This is a genomic window from Flavobacterium rakeshii (assembly GCF_009741375.1).
In the GTDB taxonomy this organism is placed as follows: Bacteria; Bacteroidota; Bacteroidia; order Flavobacteriales; family Flavobacteriaceae; genus Flavobacterium; species Flavobacterium rakeshii.
In genome coordinates this window covers 1-2,996 of the sequence record NZ_WOWP01000052.1, presented here as the reverse complement: position 1 = coordinate 2,996, position 2,996 = coordinate 1, and the positions used below count along the sequence as shown (strand labels likewise).

Below are 2,996 nucleotides of genomic sequence, written 5' to 3'. Positions count from 1 at the left end.
TTCTCATTACTTACTACTAAATATTTTAACATATTGAGATAAAGAATATAATATTATTTGAATTAGAAAGTTTCTTCCTCCCGCAGCGCGGGAGGAAAGAGCGTACATAAGCTTACGGGTTATTAGTACTACTCGACTCTGACATTACTGCCTTTACATCTATAGCCTATCAACGTGGTCATCTTCCACGACCCTTAAAAGAAATCTCATCTTGTGGTGGGTTTCGCGCTTATATGCTTTCAGCGCTTATCCCTTCCAGACGTAGCTACTCTGCGGTGCCCCTGGCGGGACAACAGATACACTAGAGGTCTGTCCAACTCGGTCCTCTCGTACTAGAGTCAGATCCACTCAAATTTCTAACGCCCACAGTAGATAGAGACCGAACTGTCTCACGACGTTCTGAACCCAGCTCGCGTGCCACTTTAATGGGCGAACAGCCCAACCCTTGGGACCTTCTCCAGCCCCAGGATGTGACGAGCCGACATCGAGGTGCCAAACCCCCCCGTCGATATGAGCTCTTGGGGGAGATCAGCCTGTTATCCCCGGCGTACCTTTTATCCTTTGAGCGATGGCCCTTCCATACGGAACCACCGGATCACTATGCTCTACTTTCGTACCTGATCGACCTGTATGTCTCTCAGTCAAGCTCCCTTATGCCATTGCACTCTACGCACGGTTACCAAGCGTGCTGAGGGAACCTTTAGAAGCCTCCGTTACTCTTTTGGAGGCGACCACCCCAGTCAAACTACCCACCAAGCAATGTCCCCCTAAAAAAGGGGTTAGGCCTCAGATAAGCAAAGGGTGGTATTTCAACAACGACTCCACAACGCCTGGCGACGCCATTTCAAAGTCTCCCACCTATCCTACACATCACTTATCCAAGGTCAATACTAAGCTATAGTAAAGGTGCACAGGGTCTTTTCGTCCCACTGCGGGTAATCGGCATCTTCACCGATACTACAATTTCACCGAGCTCATGGCTGAGACAGTGTCCAGATCGTTACACCATTCGTGCAGGTCGGAACTTACCCGACAAGGAATTTCGCTACCTTAGGACCGTTATAGTTACGGCCGCCGTTTACTGGGGCTTCAATTCAATGCTTCTCCGAAGATAACATCTCCTCTTAACCTTCCAGCACCGGGCAGGTGTCAGGCCCTATACTTCATCTTACGATTTTGCAGAGCCCTGTGTTTTTGATAAACAGTCGCCTGGACCTTTTCACTGCGGCCAGCATTGCTGCTGGCGACCTTTCTCCCGAAGTTACAGGTCTATTTTGCCTAATTCCTTAGCCATGAATCTCTCGAGCACCTTAGGATTCTCTCCTCGACTACCTGTGTCGGTTTAGGGTACGGGTACTTATAATCTAAGTTTAGAAGGTTTTCTTGGAAGCCCTTAGGCACACTATCACTTTGTCCGAAGACTCCGTGTACTATCGTATTTCACCAAAATCTGCGGATTTGCCTACAGATCCTATAGTTACGTACTTTAACGAACTATTCCGTCAGTTCGCGGTGCTTTCATCACTCCGTCGCTCCATCACAATTATAAGTAGTACGGGAATATTAACCCGTTGGCCATCGACTTCCCCCTTCGGGTACGCCTTAGGTCCCGACTAACCCTCAGCTGATTAGCATAGCTGAGGAAACCTTAGTCTTTCGGTGTGCGGGTTTCTCGCCCGCATTATCGTTACTTATGCCTACATTTTCTTTTCTATCCGCTCCAGCAATACTCGCATATCACCTTCGACGCTGAATAGAATGCTCCCCTACCACTTACGTAAAACGTAAATCCATAGCTTCGGTAGTATACTTATGCCCGATTATTATCCATGCTCGTCCGCTCGACTAGTGAGCTGTTACGCACTCTTTAAATGAATGGCTGCTTCCAAGCCAACATCCTAGCTGTCTGGGCAGACAAACCTCGTTTATTCAACTTAGCATACATTTGGGGACCTTAGCTGATGGTCTGGGTTCTTTCCCTCTCGGACATGGACCTTAGCACCCATGCCCTCACTGCTGGTAAACATTATATAGCATTCGGAGTTTGTCAGGAATTGGTAGGCGGTGAAGCCCCCGCATCCAATCAGTAGCTCTACCTCTATATAACTTAAGCCAGCGCTGCACCTAAATGCATTTCGGGGAGTACGAGCTATTTCCGAGTTTGATTGGCCTTTCACCCCTACCCACAGGTCATCCGAAGACTTTTCAACGTCAACCGGTTCGGACCTCCACTATGTGTTACCACAGCTTCATCCTGCCCATGGGTAGATCACACGGTTTCGCGTCTACCATTACTGACTGAAGCGCCCTATTAAGACTCGCTTTCGCTACGGGTCCGTGACTTAATCACTTATCCTTGCCAGCAACGGTAACTCGTAGGCTCATTATGCAAAAGGCACGCCGTCACCCCACGAAAGGGCTCCGACCGCTTGTAGGCGTATGGTTTCAGGATCTATTTCACTCCGTTATTCACGGTTCTTTTCACCTTTCCCTCACGGTACTGGTTCACTATCGGTCTCTCAGGAGTATTTAGCCTTAGCGGATGGTCCCGCTGGATTCAGACAGGGTTTCACGTGCCCCGCCCTACTCAGGATACCACTATCTATTATATTCATTACCTGTACGGGATTATCACCCTCTACGATGCAACTTTCCAGATGCTTCCAGTTCTGTTTACATAGAATGTCGTGGTCCTACAACCCCAAAATTGCCGTAACAACCTTGGTTTGGGCTAATCCGCTTTCGCTCGCCACTACTCACGGAATCACTTTTGTTTTCTCTTCCTCCGCCTACTTAGATGTTTCAGTTCAGCGGGTTCGCCTCCTATCGGATACTATATCTTCAATATAGTGGGTTGCCCCATTCAGAAATCTACGGATCAGTCGGTATGTGCCCGTCCCCGTAGCTTATCGCAGCTTATCACGTCTTTCTTCGCCTCTGAGAGCCACAGGCATCCCCCATACGCCCTTATTTTGCTTATTGTACTTTTCTTGTGT

Annotated in this window: 1 rRNA gene; it reads right to left on the bottom strand. The window is 48.4% G+C overall.

The window, feature by feature from the left end:
- Positions 1-102: 102 nt before the first annotated feature.
- Positions 103-2,982: ribosomal RNA gene (locus GN157_RS12675) — 23S ribosomal RNA — on the bottom strand.
- Positions 2,983-2,996 lie beyond the last annotated feature (14 nt).